Annotated in this window: 17 protein-coding genes; 5 read left to right on the forward strand and 12 right to left on the reverse strand. The window is 53.0% G+C overall.

The window, feature by feature from the left end; all coding sequences use genetic code 11:
• Window positions 1-21: 21 nt before the first annotated feature.
• The 3 genes from ybiJ to mcbA all read right to left on the reverse strand — a co-directional run bounded on the left by ybiJ (window position 22) and on the right by mcbA (window position 1,289).
• A complete protein-coding gene (ybiJ, locus tag OGV82_RS07585; protein ID WP_012133170.1) occupies window positions 22-282 on the reverse strand; it encodes a DUF1471 family protein YbiJ in 261 nt (86 codons plus the stop codon).
• 287 nt (window positions 283-569) lie between these two features.
• Window positions 570-836, reverse strand: a complete 267-nt coding sequence (locus OGV82_RS07590) for a DksA/TraR family C4-type zinc finger protein (protein WP_047457957.1) — start codon at window positions 834-836, stop codon at window positions 570-572.
• 192 nt (window positions 837-1,028) lie between these two features.
• Entirely contained in the window at window positions 1,029-1,289 is a 261-nt protein-coding gene (mcbA, locus tag OGV82_RS07595) for a DUF1471 family periplasmic protein McbA (RefSeq protein ID WP_012133167.1), read from the reverse strand.
• A gap of 286 nt (window positions 1,290-1,575) precedes the next feature.
• Here mcbA and rlmF point away from each other — a divergent pair, with 286 nt between their 5' ends.
• Window positions 1,576-2,502, forward strand: coding sequence for a 23S rRNA (adenine(1618)-N(6))-methyltransferase RlmF (gene rlmF, locus OGV82_RS07600; protein ID WP_047457955.1), 927 nt, complete (start codon window positions 1,576-1,578; stop codon window positions 2,500-2,502).
• On the opposite strand, the gene ybiO is transcribed toward rlmF, so the two are convergent.
• The 6 genes from ybiO to rhtA form a co-directional block, all read right to left on the reverse strand.
• Window positions 2,499-4,733 carry a mechanosensitive channel protein gene (ybiO, locus tag OGV82_RS07605; protein ID WP_047457953.1) on the reverse strand — a complete coding sequence of 745 codons (2,235 nt, stop codon included), beginning with the start codon at window positions 4,731-4,733 and terminating at the stop codon, window positions 2,499-2,501. The two genes, rlmF and ybiO, sit on opposite strands and share 4 nt — an antisense overlap.
• A 118-nt stretch (window positions 4,734-4,851) precedes the next feature.
• Window positions 4,852-5,574: a glutamine ABC transporter ATP-binding protein GlnQ gene (glnQ, locus tag OGV82_RS07610; protein WP_012133163.1), complete on the reverse strand. Its 723-nt coding sequence runs from the start codon at window positions 5,572-5,574 to the stop codon at window positions 4,852-4,854.
• Entirely contained in the window at window positions 5,571-6,230 is a 660-nt protein-coding gene (glnP, locus tag OGV82_RS07615) for a glutamine ABC transporter permease GlnP (protein WP_012133162.1), read from the reverse strand. Before glnP ends, glnQ begins: the two co-directional genes overlap by 4 nt.
• Before the next feature lie 95 nt (window positions 6,231-6,325).
• Window positions 6,326-7,072 (reverse strand): glutamine ABC transporter substrate-binding protein GlnH, encoded by a 747-nt coding sequence (gene glnH / locus OGV82_RS07620; RefSeq protein WP_012133160.1) that lies wholly within the window; start codon window positions 7,070-7,072, stop codon window positions 6,326-6,328.
• A gap of 364 nt (window positions 7,073-7,436) precedes the next feature.
• Entirely contained in the window at window positions 7,437-7,940 is a 504-nt protein-coding gene (gene dps / locus OGV82_RS07625) for a DNA starvation/stationary phase protection protein Dps (protein ID WP_012133159.1), read from the reverse strand.
• 305 nt (window positions 7,941-8,245) lie between these two features.
• The gene (rhtA, locus tag OGV82_RS07630) at window positions 8,246-9,130 is read right to left on the reverse strand and encodes a threonine/homoserine exporter RhtA (RefSeq protein WP_012133156.1); all 885 of its coding nucleotides are present in this window, start codon (window positions 9,128-9,130) and stop codon (window positions 8,246-8,248) included.
• A 353-nt stretch (window positions 9,131-9,483) separates the two neighbouring features.
• Between rhtA and ompX the strand changes: the two genes are divergently transcribed.
• Complete coding sequence (gene ompX / locus OGV82_RS07635) at window positions 9,484-9,999, forward strand: outer membrane protein OmpX (protein WP_012133153.1); 516 nt, start codon at window positions 9,484-9,486, stop codon at window positions 9,997-9,999.
• Window positions 10,000-10,150: 151 nt separating this feature from the next.
• Here ompX and OGV82_RS07640 read toward each other — a convergent pair whose 3' ends face one another.
• Both OGV82_RS07640 and mntS read right to left on the reverse strand, forming a co-directional pair.
• Window positions 10,151-11,737, reverse strand: a complete 1,587-nt coding sequence (locus OGV82_RS07640) for a phosphoethanolamine transferase (protein WP_047457951.1) — start codon at window positions 11,735-11,737, stop codon at window positions 10,151-10,153.
• Between the two features lie 289 nt (window positions 11,738-12,026).
• The gene (gene mntS, locus OGV82_RS07645; RefSeq protein ID WP_047457949.1) at window positions 12,027-12,155 is read right to left on the reverse strand and encodes a manganase accumulation protein MntS; all 129 of its coding nucleotides are present in this window, start codon (window positions 12,153-12,155) and stop codon (window positions 12,027-12,029) included.
• 186 nt (window positions 12,156-12,341) lie between these two features.
• Between mntS and mntR the strand changes: the two genes are divergently transcribed.
• Entirely contained in the window at window positions 12,342-12,815 is a 474-nt protein-coding gene (gene mntR / locus OGV82_RS07650) for a manganese-binding transcriptional regulator MntR (protein ID WP_012133150.1), read from the forward strand.
• On the forward strand, window positions 12,812-13,921 hold the full coding sequence (locus OGV82_RS07655) for an anion transporter (RefSeq protein ID WP_047457947.1): 1,110 nt from the start codon (window positions 12,812-12,814) through the stop codon (window positions 13,919-13,921). Before mntR ends, OGV82_RS07655 begins: the two co-directional genes overlap by 4 nt.
• A gap of 80 nt (window positions 13,922-14,001) precedes the next feature.
• Here OGV82_RS07655 and ldtB read toward each other — a convergent pair whose 3' ends face one another.
• Window positions 14,002-14,922 (reverse strand): L,D-transpeptidase, encoded by a 921-nt coding sequence (gene ldtB / locus OGV82_RS07660; RefSeq protein ID WP_012133148.1) that lies wholly within the window; start codon window positions 14,920-14,922, stop codon window positions 14,002-14,004.
• Between the two features lie 218 nt (window positions 14,923-15,140).
• On the opposite strand from ldtB, the gene OGV82_RS07665 reads away from it, so the two are divergent.
• The gene (locus tag OGV82_RS07665) at window positions 15,141-16,736 is read left to right on the forward strand and encodes an ABC-F family ATPase (RefSeq protein ID WP_047457942.1); all 1,596 of its coding nucleotides are present in this window, start codon (window positions 15,141-15,143) and stop codon (window positions 16,734-16,736) included.
• Window positions 16,737-16,781: the final 45 nt, after the last annotated feature.

The following is a 16,781-nucleotide window of genomic DNA, read 5'->3' on the forward strand; positions in this document are numbered from 1 at the left end:
GTATAACAGAAACGCGTGAAATTATTTGTAGATAACAGCAGTGCCGCTCATTTTGTTGTTGTTGGTTGCGGAAGTAATGCTATAACCGGTTGCGCCGGCAGCTGCCGCTTTCTCAGCCAGTTTCGCTTCCAGGCCATCCAGAGTGGTGGCGCCTTCCGCAGAAACAACACCGATTTTATTCATGCTTTGCGCCTGGGAAGCCGTTACCGGCTCGGCAGCGAAAACGCCAAATGACAGGGTAGACAGAGCGATAGCAGCAACAGCATATTTGATATTTTTCATGATTAATCTCTCGCAGGTTATTCTTGTGTAGTAAGACGTTGTTCCGTCGATGTGATAAGTATCACGGTTTTTTGCGGGAGATAAAATCGAATAGAATTGACGTCATCCATCAAATAATTTGAATGACAAATAACTTATTGATTATTAATAAATTCAAAACATGGATTTACGCTTCTTGCCGTTTCACTTTACAGAAGAGAGAGTAACGGCACATTTTGCCACGCAGAAGGTGAAAAAGCATGAGAGTAAAAGAACATGCTTACGCTGTTGTTTTACGTAAAGAAAAGTTAGCGTAACTGGCTATCTTTCGATCCCCTGCGATTATATCCTGAGAATGTTGCGTTATGTAAATCTTTCTCCTGCTGGCAGGCAATGCATAGCCTTACTCCCGGAACGGCTTTACGCCGCGCTTCCGGGATAGGATCGCCGCACTCTTCACATTCATACAGGCTTTCGCCTTGAGGAATTTCGCCGCGAGCGCGGGCGACAGCATCTTCAATAGTATTGTTGATTTGTTCATTAACGGCGTCGTCGTTCGCCCACCCGGATGCCATATACCTGTTCCTCCCCCTTTATTCCACACGGTAAGTGTAGTGAATATGGGGTCAAAAATCGTACAGTCAATAGCGCAGAAGCAGGCCGGTATATCAGTCAGCGAAAAACGTCAGCGAATGAAAGAGAGGGGGGGACGTTTTCCATGCTAAGGAAAACTGCATTCGGTGGGAATGCAGTTACCTGGTAGGGGGTTATTTGTAGATAGTGGCAGTGCCATACATTTGGTTATCGCCACCGGCAGAATTGACGACAAAACCTTTGGCGCCTTGTTCACGCGCTTTTTCTGCCAGTTTATTTTCAAGTTCGCTCAGCGTCGTCGCGCCCGTCGCCGAGACGGTTCCGGCGGGTCTGAGCTGGCCTGCTTCTGAGCTGCTAAGCGGCTGCGCGGCGAATGCACTAAAACTCATGCCAGTGAGCAGAGCAGCAGCCAGTACGGTGAGGCATTTTTTCATAACGGCATCCTCTTAGAAACAACAGGTGGTGCCTCATAAGTTTAGGACGTTGATGACGCAAAATTAACGCAAAAAATTGATTATGATGTGCTTGTTTTTTGAACGATATTTTTTGACGAATATTGACAAATCAATGACATACAGATTATTGATTTTCCAGGATTTTGTCGCTAAGCCTGCGGAGCGACCCGTGTTCGTTTGCGGTATAAGCGGGCTTTCTCCGTCAGGTTTGTTTACCGCGTTGCGTTATGCGAGTATCTTACGCCGCTGCTAAAAGGAGAATGCCATGTCTGCCCAGAAACCGGGATTGCACCCACGTAATCGCCATCATCATCGTTACGATCTCGCGACGTTATGCCAGGTCACGCCAGAACTGGCGCAATTTCTTACCCGTACGCCTGCGGGTGAGCAAAGCGTTGATTTCGCGAATCCTCTGGCAGTCAAGGCGCTCAATAAAGCGCTGCTGGCGTATTTTTATCAGGTGGCAAACTGGGATATTCCCGAAGGCTTTCTGTGCCCGCCGGTGCCAGGCCGCGCCGATTATATTCACCATCTGGCGGATCTGCTGGGCGAAACCACAGGCGCGATTCCGGCGGATGCGAGCGTGCTGGATGTGGGGACAGGAGCGAACTGCATTTACCCGCTTATCGGCGTGCATGAATACGGCTGGCGCTTTACCGGCAGCGAAGTCCATGCGCAGGCGCTGGCCAGCGCCCAGGCGATCATCAGCGGCAATCCAGGATTAACCCGATCGATTCGTCTGCGTCGGCAGAAAGATCCTGCGGCAATCTTCAACGGCATCATTCATAAGAATGAACAGTATGACGCCACGCTGTGCAATCCGCCGTTCCACGATTCGGCGGCTTCTGCCCGTGCGGGAAGCGAGCGCAAACGTCGCAATCTGGGGCAGGATAAAAACGATGCCCTGAATTTTGGCGGCCAGCAGCAGGAACTCTGGTGCGAAGGCGGGGAAGTGGCGTTTATCAAAACGATGATCGCGGAAAGCCAGGCCTTTGGCCGCCAGGTGATGTGGTTCACCACGTTAGTGTCGCGCGGCGAAAATTTGCCGCCGCTGTACCGCGCGCTGACGGACGTCGGGGCGGTAAAAGTGGTCAAAAAGGAGATGGCCCAGGGGCAAAAGCAGAGCCGCTTTATTGCCTGGACTTTTATGGATGACGATCAGCGTCGCCGCTTTATGGCGCGTAAGCGCTAAAGCGTGGGTTCGCTCGGCGGCAGGGGGTCTGTCGCTGGCGCCTGACGGGTCGTCGGTGCGGGCAGTACCTGATACGTTTGCACCGGCGCGCGAACGCCTGCCAGATCGAAATGTTTTTTCACCTGGCTGTCGAGCGCGAAGCGTACCGTCCACTGTTTTAAGGGCAAGGTGGTAAAGGAGACCCGTAGCGTAAAGGCGGTATTGGTCAGCCCGACGATCCCGGAGAATGACGGTTCTCCGATAATCAACCCGCGAATATCTTCCGTCTCCATCACCGCAGCCACCGCGTCTTTCAATGCCTGATTGGCTTTATCCGCATCTTCATGGCGATCCACGTCATAATTAGCCACGACCGAACCAATGCCGCGCACAAAGTTCGCGAAGGTAGTAATCGAAGACCACGGAATAATGTGGTACGCCCCGGTATCCTGACGCACGCCTACCGAGCGAATCGACATTCGCTCCACCGTACCGGTCAGCGGGCCGATAGTCACCAGATCGCCGGTATTCATCCCGTTTTCAAACTGGATGAATACGCCGGTAATAATATCTTTCACCAGCGTTTGCGAACCGAACGAAATCGCCAGCCCCAGCGCCCCGGCGCCGGCCAGTAAGGGGGCAATGTTCACGCCAATCTCTGACAGCACGATCATGATAGTGATTGTACTGATGATCACTGCCAGGGCGTTACGAAACAGCGTAAGCAGGGTTCGGGTACGCGCGCTGGGCAAGGGGCGGCCGTGAATATCTGACGCCAGGCGGTTCTCAATCAGGCTGGCGAGGATGGTCCATCCGACCGCAGAGAAAAAGAGGATCAGCGCAATGCGGATCAGAATATCGACGGTTTTTTCTCCCGCGCCGTTGTGCAGCCAGTTCCAGAAGTCGAATAACCCCCAGGCGTTGAGCAACAGCATGATCGCCACGCAAACCGTCAGGATTCGCGCGGCTTTCAGGGCGGTTGACAGCCAGCCGTTCAGCCGTTTTTGCAGCTCAGGATAGTTGCGCTGCGTAGGGGGCGACAGCGTAATGGTTTTGGCTATCCAGCGTGAGAACATGCCGGAAACAAACGCGGCGACACCGATAATGAGCAGACTGCGTACCGTCGCGCCCATCATAAACTTCAGGCTGTTGCCCGGGTCGAACAATGAGAAGAAAAACAGCACGATAAAATAGGCGCTGGCCAGCCAGTGCCACACCAGCGCGAAGGCGCGAATAAACAGACTGAAAAAGGCCAGTGACCGTTCCGCGAGATTCAGCAGATGTTGGGTGATCTCTTTTTTGTTTTTGAAGATCAGATACAGCGCCCACAGCGTAATGCACAACATGATGATGACGTTCGCCATCGCGCCGACCTGGACGTTGACCTGGTTGGAGATAATCGGCACGGCGACGATCAGACCATAGCCGATCAGGCTACTGAGCGAACTCAGACGGCGATTCCAGTAGCGCGCGCTGGCGTCCTGAATCGTGAACGGACGCAACTCCGCTACGTTAGGACAAAAGATCAGGCGCAGAATGGCTTTGAAAAACTCAATCAGGGCAAACGCGTTCAGGAACAGACTTTGTTGAAAGGCGATGGTTCGGCTGCCGGCGTTCATTCTGTCGCTCAGTATCTGCCCGACAAACAGGGTCAGCGCCAGCAGGAGCAGATCGATGATAAATGCGCCGATAATCATTGCGGGAAGCTGTAGCCAGTTGCTGCGGTCGCGATTTTTTTTGCGCGCCCACTGACCCATTTTGCGATACAGCGGCAGCGCGCAAAGCCGTATCAGCCAGTAAAAGACAAACACCGAGGCTGCCAGCATCAGGAAGTGGGTCAGGGCATTGGTAAATGTCTGCGTGTTAAACGGCTTATGCGGCGAGTCGGTGATGTTACGATAAAGCTGGGCAAAGCGCCCGGAGAGGGCTTCTCCGTAACGCCGGCTGATGTCGGTTACGTTCTCCAGTACCGTTTTTTCTTCCGTAACCGTGGGCGGCGTTATCGTGGGGACGGGCTCTGGCGGCGGCGTGGCGGCGACTTTTCGTAGCTGGTCGATGAGTTCCTTGCGAGAGGTCTCGTTTTCCAGCACATCCGCCAGCGCCGCGTAGGCGGCTTTCTTTTGTTCGACATCGGGTTCAGCCGCAGGCGCGGCCTCCTGACTGCCTGAGGCGTCCGTTGTGACGCCGGGGATCGCGACCGCATGCGCGGGGGCGCCCAGCAGTAAAAAGAGGATGAACAGGATCCGCCGCATGACTCCTCCTGTGAGAAATATAAGCAAAAAGATAAGTATAGATGCTTAAAGGGGAGGGATTTGAAATGGGAGGATTCCGGGGAAACCCTCCCTTCCGGGCGGAAGGGAGGGGCGTGCCTCAGGAAACGTGCTGCAAGAACTCCTGCAAACGCTGGCTGGGCGGATTTTCAATCAGGGTTTGCGGATTACCGTCTTCCGCAATGCGCCCTTTGTCGATGAAGATCAGACGGGAGGCCACTTTCTCGGCAAAGCCGATTTCGTGGGTCACAATGACCATTGTCATCCCTTCTTCCGCCAGATCCTGCATGACTTTCAGCACTTCGTGACGCAGTTCCGGGTCCAGCGCGGAGGTCGGTTCGTCAAACAGCATCATTTTCGGCTTCACTGCCAGCGCGCGGGCAATCGCCACACGCTGCTGCTGACCACCGGAAAGTTCGGAAGGGTAGTGATGCGCACGCTCTGCCAGCCCGACTTTCGCTAATAACTCTTTGGCCTGCTTTTCGGCATCTTCTTTCTTCGCGCCGCGCACGCGCAGCGGCCCGAACATGACGTTTTCCAGCGCCGTCAGATGCGGGAAGAGATAGAACTGCTGGAACACCATGCCGGCTTCCTGACGGATTAACCGTTCATCCACCTTCGGATCGTTCACTTTCAGACCATCAACAATCAACTCGCCGGACGTGATCTCTTCCAGTTTGTTGATGCAGCGCAGCAGAGTGGACTTCCCGGAGCCGGATGGCCCGATGATGACCACCACTTCACCCTGTTTGATGTTCAGATCAATATTGTGCAGCACCTGGGTTGGCCCAAAATGCTTGGAGACGTTTTTAAATTCAATCACAGGATTTTCATCCTTCTTTCCAGACGACGCAGAATGAAGCTCAGCACCAGCGTAATGATCAGATAGAACACCGCAACGGCACTCCAGATTTCCAGCGCGCGGAAGTTACCGGCGATGATTTCCTGCCCCTGACGAGTCAGTTCAGCGACGCCGATAACAATAAACAGCGAGGTATCTTTGATGCTGATAATCCACTGATTACCGAGCGGCGGCAGCATACGGCGCAGCGCGAGCGGTAAAATAACGTGACGAATGGTTTCGCCGCGAGACAGCCCTAACGCCAGGCCCGCTTCGCGAAAACCTTTGTGGATAGACAGCACCGCACCGCGCGTGATTTCTGCAATGTACGCGCCCGAGTTAATCATGATGGTGACAACGGCGGCGCTGAAGGGATCAATTCGCAGATCGTTAAACGCCATCGGCAACGCGAAGTAGATAAACATCACCTGCACAACGATAGGCGTACCGCGAATCACTTCGATAAAGACCAGCGCAACGTGGTTGGCGATCCAACCACCAAAGGTGCGTGCAAAACCCGCAAGCAGCCCGATGACCAGGCCGCCAGCCAGACCAAGGATTGAAATCCACAGGGTCATTTTGGCGCCTTCAATCAATAGCGGGATGGCGGGCCAGATGGCACTCCAGTCAAACTCCATAAATTGTTCCTGTTACCGTGGTGAAAATACTCAAAGGCCTGTACGCCCGGTAAGCGTAAGCGCCACCGGGCGTAACGAGCTAAAATACAGCGTTATTATTTAGGTTCAGTACCGAACCATTTTTTGTAGATTTCGTTATAGGTGCCGTTTTCACGCAGCGTTTTCAGCGCGCCGTTCACTTTCTCACGCAGTTCGTCGCTGCCTTTCGGGAACGCGATGCCGTATTGCTGCGCTTCCAGAGACTCACCTACCGCTTTGAACTGACCATTGCCCGCGGTTTTGATGAAATAGAGGATGTTTGGCGTATCGTGCAGAACGGCGTCCGCACGGTTGGTGCCCAGTTCCATGTAGGCGTTATCGATGTTCGGGAACTGACGCAGATCTTTGGTTTTGATGTTTGCTTTCGCGTAATCGACAGAACCGGTGCCGCTCTTCACCGCAACCACTTTGCCGTCGAGGTCTTTCACGCTTTTCACATCGTTGTTATTGGCTTTCACCATGACCAACAGACCGCTTTTGTAATAGCCGTCAGAGAAGTCGATCGCTTTTTTACGTTCGTCGGTGATCGTGATGCCTGCCAGCGCCAGGTCGACGTTTTTGGTTTGCAACGCCGGGATGATGCCGCTGAAATCCATCGGTTTCAGGGTGTAGTCCAGATTCAGCTCTTTCGCGACAGCGGCCCACAGATCCACATCAAAGCCAACGTATTTGTCGCCCTGTTTGAATTCAAACGGAACGAACGCCGTGTCGGTTGCCACGACGAGTTTCTTATCCGCGGCGTGAGAAGACACCGCAAAAGCCAGGGTAAGTGCAGCCAGTGAAACTTTTAATACAGACTTCATAGCATTTCCTTTTATATCCACGGGGCGATCCCCTGCGAGAACATATGGCGTAATGAAAGAATCGTGCCAATTATGCAACTCATTGTTTTAAAAAGAAGGCGTTTCATTTTAATGCACAATAAGCGTGGCAAAACTGACGGATTGCACCGTTTTGGGGCACTGATTTAGTGCAGACCGAATCGGGTGCAAACGGTATGACTATTTAGCGCAAAAATTGTTGCTAAAACAATCTCTCGTTAACGATTGTGTGAGGTGATTATTACAAATATTTTACTTTACGGCAGGGCGGAAGAAATTTGATGCACTATAAAAGTGCAAAACCCCCGCCGAAGCGAGGGTTCATAGGTCTTACTTATCATGCTGCTTATTCGATGTTGGCTTCGATGAACCACAGGAATTTATCGAGGTCGCGGGAAGCAGCGGTAAAGATATCAGCAGTGTCTTCGTCTTTGGCTTCGCTGATGGCTTTACGGACGTCATTGGCGACAACAGAGTAACGATCCGCCAGCTCTTTCAGGTGATCCTGAACGCTATGGATATCCAGCGGGTAGCTTTTCAGCGGTGTTTTGCTGTTAATCACTTGCGTTGTCCCTAATGCCACGCCACCCAGCTGTACGGCACGTTCTGCCATGGTATCAAGGTGGTCGGTCAGCGCTGTACGGAAGCCATCCAGCATCTCATGTACGGCAATAAAGTTAGCACCGCGCATATTCCAGTGAGCCTGCTTAGTGATCAGTGACAGGTCAATGAACTGGATCACCTGACGATTCAGCAACTCAACCGTCGCTTTCTTATCGCTGTCTGATACATCGTTGCGGGTATAAAGCAGATTAGACGCTTTCGTTTTTACCAGTTTAGCGGTACTCATAATCTCATATCCTCTTGATGTTTTGTGTCCCAGGTAATTAACGAAACTAAGTATAGCACCGGTTTTTCATTTTGCTTTTCTGTCTGTGCCTATCACTTTAATAGCGCAGAAAGTGTTTAATATTGAAAATTATTAAAAATCAATATGTTATTAAATTAAGCGTCAGCATGTTAATAATTCTCATTCACTATGAGCGATAAACATAAATAGGTTTGCAGGCAGCAGAAAAATAGCGGAGATAATAATAATGAGAAGGATGAAAGCAATATTCTGCATGATTATGCAAATCATGCAGAATTGTAACGTTAATTAATGTCGACTTGCTGAATTTTCGTTTCCCGCCGGATGGTGAGCGTGGACCCCATCGAGGCGGCAATGATGGCGGCTAATGCCAGAAGCTGCACCAGCGTCAGCGTTTCTCCCAGGAAAATCATCCCCGAAACGGCAGCCAGCGCGGGCTCCATGCTCATCAGCGTCCCAAACGTTCGCGTGGGCAGTCGCGTCAGCGCGATCATTTCCAGCGAGTAGGGCAGCGCCGTTGACAGCACGGCGACAGCCAGACCCAGTGGGAGAATCGACCAGTGCCATAATGCCTCTCCCGCCTGTAGCGCGCCAACCGGAACGAAAACGATCGCCGCAATGAGCGAGCCTACCGCCACGGTCGCGGGGCCGTGTTCTTCACCCGCCCGCTGCCCGGTCAGAATATAGATAGCCCAGCAGGCGCCTGCGCCGAGCGCCAGCGCGGCACCCGTTAAATCAACATGTGATACGCCCTGACCAAGCGGCAACAGGAACCAGAGTCCAAGCACGGCCAGCACAACCCAGATGAAATCGACAGGCCGTCTGGACGAGAACAGCGCGACCGCCAGCGGCCCGGTGAACTCCAGCGCAACGGCGATGCCGAGCGGCACCGTCTGAATCGACAGGTAAAACAGGTAGTTCATCCCGCCAAGCGACAGACCGTAAAACAGGAGCGGCAGCCGCTGTTCTCTGGCAAAGCGCAGACGCCAGGGCTTAAAGAACGCAATCAGGATTAGCGTGCCTAATGCCAGACGCAGTGCGGTAACGCCCGGCGCCCCGACGAGAGGGAACAGCGATTTCGCCAGCGAGGCTCCGCTCTGAATAGAGGACATCGCAATGAGCAAAACCAAAATAGGCAGCCAGACTGGCTTACGTGACGACCCCGGCATCCTTTCTCCTGTCAATTAATGTCAATAGAAGTAAAAAAGGCAGTGTAATAGAAATAACCTCTGACGGTTGAGTATTCGTTGAAAAAAAATCCCGGAGAATCCGTAAAATATCGATGAATTGATGGATTAATAAACTGCGTAATTAGGAATTATCTGGATGAATGTACCATATTGTGCGCGTAATAATGGTGCGCTTCACCGGAAAAGTGATGTTATTTGAAAGAGATAGCGGGTTATGGAAATGTTCTGTTACACGAAAAGACCCGTTAGACATCGCGAATCGCAAAGAGTTTCTCATCAATTTTTGATATATTTATAACTTAGGATTTACTTGAAGCACATTTGAGGTGGTTATGAAAAAAATTGCATGTCTTTCAGCACTGGCCGCTGTTCTGGCTATTTCCGCAGGTACTGCTGTAGCTGCTACTTCTACCGTTACGGGTGGTTACGCTCAGAGCGATGCTCAGGGCGCAGCGAACAAAATGAACGGTTTTAACCTGAAGTATCGCTACGAGCAGGACAACAACCCGCTGGGCGTAATCGGTTCCTTCACCTACACAGAAAAAGATCGTACTAACGGTGCTGGCGATTACAACAAAACTCAGTACTACGGCCTCACCGCCGGTCCTGCTTACCGTCTGAACGACTGGGCAAGCATCTACGGTGTTGTTGGTGTGGGTTACGGTAAATTCCAGACTGCTGCCACTCCGGCTGACAAACACGACACCAGCGACTACGGTTTCTCCTACGGTGCCGGTTTGCAGTTCAACCCGATCGAAAACGTTGCGCTGGACTTCTCCTATGAGCAGAGCCGTATCCGTAACGTGGACGTCGGCACCTGGATCGCCGGTGTTGGTTACCGCTTCTAATCACTTCGGTGATATGAAAAATCCGCCCCTCGGGGCGGATTTTTTTTGTCTGATGTGTAGGCCGGATAAGGTATTTATGCCGCCATCCGGCAATGCCTGATGGCGACGCTGAGGCGTCTTATCAGGCCTACAACATTATCCGGCCCACAGGTTAGCGCTGTTTGGTACTAAAAATATCCGTACCCAGATGGTTGTAATCCACCTTCTGCAACTTGAAGTTGGTGATGAAGACCGGCCCGGCTTTCTGCTCAGAGATAAAACGGTATTTGGTTTTAATCTCTTTCGCGCTGATCCCCGTCCATTGCGAGAAAAAGCCTAAGAAATCATTTGCCGAGCGGCGCGCTTTAATCACGCGATGCGCTTTGTCATCGCTGGAAAGCACCATAAACGGCACCTGAAAATTCTGCTGATACCTGTCGTCATGCGCCAGATACTGCACCTCTTTCCCGCGCTCTTTAAATGCGAGACCATGATCCGAGAAGTAGACCATAGAGAAGCTGTCGCCGCTGTTACGCAACTGCGCGTACAGTTTTCCCAGCAGCGCGTCCGTTTGGGTCATGGTGTACAGGTAGCAAGAGGTCTCTTTCGACTGCACGAAAACGTCGTATTTTCCCTGCGTGCGATCGCAGGCCTGCGGGTGCGAGCCCATCAGGTGCAGCACAATTAACTGCGGCTGCGTGCGTTCTGTCTCCAGTACCTGAGCGGTCATTTTTAACAGCGCATCGTCACGCGTATTCTTGTCGGCTTCGAAGTCTCCGCTTTTCAGGAAGTGCGCTTCATCGGCACGTTTCGCGATGCTGGCGATAGCCGTATCGTATTCGCCGATTTGCCCCTGATTCGAGAACCACCAGGTCTGGAAACCGGCACGGTTGGCCAGCGTCACAAAGTTATCCTGGAATTGCGGCTTGTTGTCGACCACGCGGTTGAGCGTTAAACCGAGCGATTTTTGCGTTGAGCCGCTGGCGGCAACGTAATCCATGAAAAAATAACCGTTGGCGGTACTGGCGAACGGGGTGTTATCCCAGTGACCGCCGAATGCGCCCATTGCGTCACGCCGCGCGCTTTCACCGATCACCACCACGTAGGTATGGTATCGGGGCTTAACCGCAGTGACCGTCCAGGTATCTTTCATCCCGGACAGCTTCGCCATCCGCTCTTGCTCCTCAATCACCTCATTGTTGTTGACGATGACATCCTTCACGAAGCGAAAAACCGGGTAGCCGGTGTCTTTTAATTTAAACACGCCGCCCCACGCCAGGTTTTGCACCGGCGCGACAAAGAAGGCGATGACGCTGAACAGCAGACACACGCTGTCCACAACGCGCCAGGCTTTTTTCTCCGTCTCTTGCTTACGGCGAACGGCAATCACGCCCAGTACAAAGATAAAGAGACCTACCAGATAGTTGTACCACGGGAAGATGGTCAGGATTTCGGTGGACTCTTCCACGTTGGTCGAATGCAGCGCCAGCAGCGTATTAAAGTTTGGCGAGCCGTAGGCCTGGCCGAACGGGAAATACATGGCGGCGATCAGCGAGCATAGCCCGATCAACACCTTTTGCGCGCGCGGCGCGGTGCGCCAGAGCAACAACAATAGGCAGGTAAAGGCCGCTGTATAGAACAGGCTAAACGGGTAGCCCGACGCGAGGTTAATCAGCAGCGACTGTAAAAAGTAGAAGCCAGTCCACGGGCTAATGGCCCTGCTGCGGGCAATAAGCGAGTCTTTGAGGGTTAAATTCATATGCCACTATTGCAAAAACGCCATGTGCTCACCCTGGCGTTAAGGGTCAATACCTGCCGGAAAGTGCGTGAAGAGGGGATGGGGTCCGCATCTGCGAGCCGCAATATATGCAGGGCTGCGCAACGATAGAGCGTGTGTATAAGAAGGTCAACTACTACAAGGAAAATGTTTTGCGAAGGGGGCAGCAAAACCGACAAAAAGAAAGGGTATTGAGATAAAACACAGCGCGAGCGCGCCTTGATGGCCGCGAAGATGGCGTCAAAATGGAGCGGCGTACCGCGACGCCGCGTTATTTTGACGAGGGCTGATCCTGCTCGGGTTTGCCGTTAATCATGTCACACAGCATGGACAGCAGCATTAACCGTACTTTAAAGGGAGAGTGGCTAAACACGCGCATACACCTCTTAAATTCGTTCATAGAAACCTCCTGACTTTACGATCCCATCGATCCGTGAGGGATGCCTGCATTACATACAGATATAGCACAGGCTATATTATATAGCTATTGCTAAAACGTTAAATTTTTGAGCCTGTGCAACTCTGGTTTACAATGGGCCCACTCCAGCCAGATGCAATTAACGCGTCACAGTAACGAGGAAGCAGAATGAGTCGTCGCGCAGGTACGCCAACAACAAAAAAAGTGACGCAATTAGTGAATGTCGAAGAACACGTCGAAGGGTTCCGCCAGGTCAGGGAAGCGCATCGCCGTGAACTGATTGATGACTACGTTGAGCTGATTTCTGATTTAATTATCGAGGTCGGTGAAGCGCGTCAGGTTGATATGGCGGCGCGACTTGGCGTTTCCCAGCCGACGGTCGCCAAGATGCTCAAGCGTCTGGCGTCGGTAGGGCTTATCGAAATGATCCCCTGGCGCGGGGTATTCCTGACCGCAGAAGGCGAGAAGCTGGCGCAGGAAAGCCGTGAACGCCACCAGATCGTGGAAAACTTTTTACTGGTGCTGGGTGTCAGCCCGGAAATCGCACGCCGCGATGCGGAAGGGATGGAGCACCATGTAAGTCAGGAAACGCTTGAGGCTTTCCGCCTGTTTACGCAAAAGCACGGAACGCCTTCTGAATGAGTTTTCCTTTTCTGCGGGCATTAAGACGCGATCGTTTCCTGCTGTTATTACTCCTTGTCGGGGCCGGACTCAGTCTGTTCGTCCCGTTTACTCCCCGCACCTGGCCGGGTGCAATTGACTGGCACACCATTATTACGCTGAGCGGTTTGATGCTGCTGACCAAAGGCGTTGAGCTGAGCGGATATTTTGATGTGCTGGGCCGCAGAATGGTTCGTCGTTTTAAAACGGAACGCCGTCTGGCAATGTTTATGGTGCTGGCGGCGGCGGTGCTGTCAACGTTCCTGACCAACGATGTGGCGCTGTTTATCGTCGTTCCGCTGACTATTACCCTGAAAAGACTGTGTGCGATTCCGGTAAACCGGCTGATTATCTTTGAGGCGCTGGCGGTCAACGCCGGTTCGCTGCTCACGCCGATTGGCAATCCGCAAAATATTTTGTTGTGGGGGCGTTCTGGTCTTTCATTTGCGGCTTTTGTCTGGCAGATGGCGCCGCTTGCCGCCGTGATGATGCTGACGCTGTTGGTGCTGTGCGGCCTTTGTTTTCCGGGGCAGGCGTTGCAATACCATACCGGTACGCGCGCCCCTGAGTGGCAACCGCGCCTGGTGTGGAGCTGCTCTGGGTTGTATATCGTGTTTCTGACCGCGCTTGAACTGAAGCAGGAACTCTGGGGGCTGGCGATTGTGGCGGCAGGATTCATCGTCCTGGCGCGCCGCGTGGTACTGAGCGTCGACTGGACGTTACTGCTGGTGTTTATGGCGATGTTTATCGACGTGCATTTATTGATACAGCTACCGGTGTTACAGGGCGTACTGCGCCATGTTGAAACGCTCTCTGCGCCGGGGCTTTGGCTGACTGCGCTCGGTCTGTCGCAGTTTATCAGCAATGTGCCCGCCACGATTTTATTGCTCAACTACGTTCCACCGACCGCGTTGCTGGCCTGGGCGGTCAATATCGGTGGTTTTGGTTTGCTACCGGGATCGCTGGCGAATCTGATTGCATTGCGGATGGCAAATGATCGGCGTATCTGGTGGCGGTTTCATTGGTATTCGTTGCCGATGCTGCTCTGGGCGGCGCTGGTGGGATATGGATTGTTGCTGCTGAAGTGATGGCCCGATGGCGCTACGCTTATCGGGCCGATGCGGTAGGCCGGGTAAGGCGAGAGTCGCCACCCGGCACATGGCTCTGATCAGTTCAGACGAACCGGCATACCGGAACGGTTCTGAACGGCCTGCTCAACCACAGACTGATCGACATCAGGCTGGCTGGTGACGCTCTGAACGCTTTTGTTCAGGTTAATCGGTACGATCTCGCCGCCTTCGAACTGCGCTTCTGTGGTAGACAGAGGGTTATGGACTTCAATGTAACGGCTGCCATCTGGCTCAGTGGTCGCTTTCACCGGCTCGTCGATAAACTGTACGCGGGTGCCGACCGGCACATTTTCAAACAGGAACTTGATGTCGTCGTTACGCAGACGGACGCAGCCGTGGCTGACGCGCAGGCCGATACCGAAGTTGGCGTTGGTGCCATGAATCGCATACAGACGACCAATGTACAGCGCGTACAGACCCATCGGGTTATCCGGGCCAGCCGGCACGACGGCAGGCAGCGGTTCGCCCGCCGCGCGGTATTCGGCATGCATTTTCGCCGTCGGCGTCCAGGTCGGGCCTGCTTTCTTACGCTCAACTTTCGTTGTCCAGTTGATTGGCGTGTCTTTCCCTAATTGACCGATACCAATCGGCAGGACGATCACCGTGTTGGTGCCTTTCGGGTAGTAGTACAGACGCATTTCCGCACTGTTAATGACAATGCCTTCATGCACGGTGTCCGGCAGGATCAGCTGCTGAGGAATGTTCAGCACCGTACCGCCTTTTGGCAGGAAGGTATCAACACCCGGGTTCGCTTCCAGCATGTTAGACAGCCCCATCTGGTATTCAGCCGCAAAATACTCCAGCGGTTGGGTATTGCCTTCCGGGATAGTGATCACCTGGTTTTGACCAACGACGCGACTGCCATCGGTCGGTAAAGGATAAGTCACCGCTGAGGCGGTGCTGCAAAAGCCAACTACAGCGAGGGCCGCCGCGAAAAACGTTGTTAATTTCATATTCATGTTATGCGAGATTCAGTGCCTGGCAGGCTATTGGGTTGAGAATTCTGTCATGTTGGGAGCGCATTATATGTGCATTCCCGTTAAGTGGGAATTCAGATGTGTACGAAATCACATTTTTTTCCCGTGAGGACAATTTTAGCGGCTTACCGTGAGGCGCGATCTTATTTAAGACTTGTGGCATAATAAGCGGTTTGTCACATATTTTTCAGGATACGCCAGTGTTAGTTTCCAGCAACGTCACCATGCAGTTCGGCAGCAAGCCGCTGTTTGAAAATATTTCCGTCAAATTTGGCGGCGGCAACCGTTACGGCCTGATTGGCGCCAACGGTAGCGGTAAATCCACCTTTATGAAAATCCTCGGCGGCGATCTCGAACCGACGCTGGGCAACGTCTCTCTCGATCCGAACGAGCGTATCGGTAAGCTGCGCCAGGATCAGTTTGCCTTCGAAGAGTTCAGCGTACTCGACACGGTGATCATGGGGCATGTTGAACTGTGGGAAGTGAAACAGGAACGCGACCGCATCTACGCGCTGCCGGAAATGAGCGAAGAAGATGGCTATAAAGTGGCCGATCTGGAAGTGAAATACGGCGAAATGGATGGTTACTCTGCCGAAGCGCGCGCGGGCGAACTGCTGCTGGGCGTGGGTATTCCGGTTGAGCAGCACTACGGCCCGATGAGCGAAGTCGCGCCAGGCTGGAAGCTGCGTGTCCTGCTGGCGCAGGCGCTGTTTTCCGACCCCGATATCCTGCTGCTTGATGAACCGACCAACAACCTCGACATCGACACGATCCGTTGGCTGGAGCAGGTACTGAACGAACGTGACAGCACCATGATCATCATTTCGCACGACCGTCACTTCCTGAATATGGTGTGCACCCACATGGCGGATCTGGATTACGGCGAACTGCGCATTTACCCGGGTAACTACGACGAGTATATGACTGCCGCCACCCAGGCGCGTGAACGCCTGCTGGCCGATAACGCCAAGAAAAAGGCGCAGATTGCAGACCTGCAATCTTTCGTCAGCCGCTTTAGCGCTAACGCGTCTAAGTCTCGCCAGGCAACGTCTCGTGCCCGTCAGATTGATAAAATTAAGCTTGATGAGGTGAAGGCCTCCAGCCGTCAGAACCCGTTCATCCGTTTTGAACAGGATAAGAAGCTGTTCCGTAACGCGCTGGAAGTGGAAGCGCTCGCGAAAGGCTTTGATAACGGCCCGCTGTTCAAGGGCGTTAATCTGCTGCTGGAAGTGGGCGAAAAGCTTGCGGTACTCGGGACTAACGGCGTGGGTAAATCCACGTTGCTGAAAACGCTGGTGGGCGATCTGGCGCCGGATAACGGCACCGTGAAGTGGTCAGAGAACGCGCGCATTGGGTATTACGCGCAGGATCACGAATATGAGTTCGAAAATGACCTGACGGTGTTTGAATGGATGAGTCAGTGGAAGCAGGAAGGCGATGACGAGCAGGCTGTACGCAGCATTCTTGGCCGTCTGTTGTTCAGCCAGGACGATATCAGAAAACCGGCGAAGGTGCTCTCCGGTGGTGAAAAAGGGCGTATGTTGTTCGGTAAGCTGATGATGCAGAAACCGAATATCCTGGTGATGGACGAACCGACCAACCACCTGGATATGGAATCGATCGAATCGCTGAACATGGCGCTGGAGATGTATCAGGGCACGCTGATTTTCGTTTCTCACGACCGTGAGTTTGTTAGCTCGCTGGCGACGCGCGTGCTGGAAATTACGCCGCAGCGTGTGGTGGACTTCAGCGGCAACTACGAAGATTATCTGCGTAGTAAAGGGATCGACGGCTAAAAAAAAGCCCGGTGGCGCTACGCTTACCGGGCCTACGCTACAGTT

Source organism: Citrobacter sp. CK191 (assembly GCF_030333435.1).
Classification (GTDB): domain Bacteria; phylum Pseudomonadota; class Gammaproteobacteria; order Enterobacterales; family Enterobacteriaceae; genus Citrobacter_B; species Citrobacter_B koseri.

Excerpts from the sequence above, each read along its gene's own strand:
- ldtB (WP_012133148.1), bottom strand. The coding sequence starts at position 14,922 with ATGAATATGAAATTAACAACGTTTTTCGCGGCGGCCCTCGCTGTAGTT.
- mcbA (WP_012133167.1), bottom strand. The coding sequence starts at position 1,289 with ATGAAAAAATGCCTCACCGTACTGGCTGCTGCTCTGCTCACTGGCATG.
- mntR (WP_012133150.1), top strand. The coding sequence starts at position 12,342 with ATGAGTCGTCGCGCAGGTACGCCAACAACAAAAAAAGTGACGCAATTA.
- ybiJ (WP_012133170.1), bottom strand. The coding sequence starts at position 282 with ATGAAAAATATCAAATATGCTGTTGCTGCTATCGCTCTGTCTACCCTG.
- OGV82_RS07640 (WP_047457951.1), bottom strand. The coding sequence starts at position 11,737 with ATGAATTTAACCCTCAAAGACTCGCTTATTGCCCGCAGCAGGGCCATT.
- ompX (WP_012133153.1), top strand. The coding sequence starts at position 9,484 with ATGAAAAAAATTGCATGTCTTTCAGCACTGGCCGCTGTTCTGGCTATT.
- rlmF (WP_047457955.1), top strand. The coding sequence starts at position 1,576 with ATGTCTGCCCAGAAACCGGGATTGCACCCACGTAATCGCCATCATCAT.
- rhtA (WP_012133156.1), bottom strand. The coding sequence starts at position 9,130 with ATGCCGGGGTCGTCACGTAAGCCAGTCTGGCTGCCTATTTTGGTTTTG.
- OGV82_RS07655 (WP_047457947.1), top strand. The coding sequence starts at position 12,812 with ATGAGTTTTCCTTTTCTGCGGGCATTAAGACGCGATCGTTTCCTGCTG.
- glnH (WP_012133160.1), bottom strand. The coding sequence starts at position 7,072 with ATGAAGTCTGTATTAAAAGTTTCACTGGCTGCACTTACCCTGGCTTTT.
- glnP (WP_012133162.1), bottom strand. The coding sequence starts at position 6,230 with ATGGAGTTTGACTGGAGTGCCATCTGGCCCGCCATCCCGCTATTGATT.
- dps (WP_012133159.1), bottom strand. The coding sequence starts at position 7,940 with ATGAGTACCGCTAAACTGGTAAAAACGAAAGCGTCTAATCTGCTTTAT.
- OGV82_RS07590 (WP_047457957.1), bottom strand. The coding sequence starts at position 836 with ATGGCATCCGGGTGGGCGAACGACGACGCCGTTAATGAACAAATCAAC.
- ybiO (WP_047457953.1), bottom strand. The coding sequence starts at position 4,733 with ATGCGGCGGATCCTGTTCATCCTCTTTTTACTGCTGGGCGCCCCCGCG.
- mntS (WP_047457949.1), bottom strand. The coding sequence starts at position 12,155 with ATGAACGAATTTAAGAGGTGTATGCGCGTGTTTAGCCACTCTCCCTTT.